The sequence below is a fragment of the Dietzia sp. DQ12-76 genome (genome assembly GCF_014145045.1).
Taxonomy (GTDB): Bacteria; Actinomycetota; Actinomycetes; order Mycobacteriales; family Mycobacteriaceae; genus Dietzia.
Genome location: NZ_JAALDV010000395.1, coordinates 1 through 1,429, shown reverse-complemented (window position 1 = coordinate 1,429; position 1,429 = coordinate 1). Strand labels below are relative to the sequence as shown.

The 1,429-nt window shown below is 72.1% G+C and carries 2 protein-coding genes; both read right to left on the bottom strand.

Annotation, left to right across the window (positions count from 1 at the left end; all coding sequences use genetic code 11):
• A partial coding sequence (locus tag G6019_RS13100) for a glycosyltransferase (RefSeq protein WP_182627775.1) occupies window positions 1–337 on the bottom strand: 337 nt, incomplete at its 3' end.
• A gap of 12 nt (window positions 338–349) precedes the next feature.
• On the bottom strand, window positions 350–1,429 hold a 1,080-nt coding region (gene lnt, locus G6019_RS13095), incomplete at its 5' end, for an apolipoprotein N-acyltransferase (protein ID WP_182627769.1).

The following is a 1,429-nucleotide window of genomic DNA, read 5'->3' as shown; positions in this document are numbered from 1 at the left end:
TCAGCCGCTCGGGCGGGTGGCTGCCGTCGGCGTCCATCTCCACGAGCACGGAGTAGCCGCGTTCCAGGCCCCAGCGGAATCCGGCGATGTAGGCGGCGCCGAGCCCCTGCTTGCCCGCGCGGTGCAGGACGGTGATCCGCCCCCGGGGGTCGTCGGCGGCGAGCCGGTCGGCGACCTCCCCGGTGCCGTCGGGGCTGTTGTCGTCCGCGATGAGGACCGCCACGTCGGGGGCTGACGCGAGCAGGCGCTCGACGACGCCCGGGAGGTTGTCGCGCTCGTCGTACGTGGGGATGATCACCAACGTCCGCGAGGACGCAGCTGCGGGTGGAGGCGCCATCGGATCGGTCACTTACGTCTCCTCGCACTCGGTCGCGGGTCGCCGCCGGGTGCGGATCAACGCCCATCCCAGGCCGACGAACCCGATGAGGCAGCTCACCATCTGCGGGATGCCGCCCAGTCGGGTTGCCATGGTACCGGCGGAGTCCGACTCGACCTGCGCCGACAGTGTCGCGGGCTCGAAGATCCCGGTCTTCTGGAGCACCTGACCGTCCGGGCCGATCACCGCGCTGACCCCGCTGGTCGCCGCGACGAGGACGGGGACGTGGTGCTCCACCGCCCGGACCCTCGACATGGCGAGCTGTTGGTAGCTCATCGGGGACCTGCCGAAGGTCGCGTTGTTCGTGGGCACCGTGAGGATCTGGGCTCCGCGGGCGACCGGTTCACGTGCCGCGGCGTCGAAGGCGATCTCGAAGCAAATGGCCACCCCGAAGTCGATCCCGGCCGCGGTCACCATCCCGTCGCCGTCGCCTGGGACGAAGTGCCCGGCGGTCCGGGCGATCGGGAACACGGCTTCGAGCGGCGCGCGCAGGGGCAACCACTCCCCGAACGGTTGGATGTACTTCTTGTCGTGGCGGTCGACCACGGGATCCGCGGCGGGCTCGGGCGATCGACCGTCCCAGACCAGGTAGGAGTTGGTGGCCTCGGGGCCGTCACCCACCCGCAGGACGGTGCCCACGAGGATCGGGGCGTCCAGTCGACGCGACAGGGCGGAGATCTGGGCGCCGGCCTGCCGGTCGGCCAGGGGCGAGATGTCGGAGGCGTTCTCCGGCCACAGCACCACATCCGGCCGGACCGCGGTTCCGGCCTCGACGTCGTCGGCGAGCTCCGCGGTCACCCGGAGGTGGTTCTCGAGTACAGCACGGCGCTGCGCGTTGAAGTCCAACCCGAGGCGCGGGACGTTGCCCTGGATCACGGCGATGTCGGCGGTCTCCCCGGTGCCCCGGGGCGTGGTGTCGAGTGCCGCCGCGGCGGCGAGTCCCGCGGTGACGAGGGGGACCACAAGGAGTCCGGTGGCCGAGCGCAGTGTCCCGCGCGGCGGCCGGTGCCGGCGAGCGAGTAGGAGGACGACGAGTCCGAGCGCGGTGCCCGT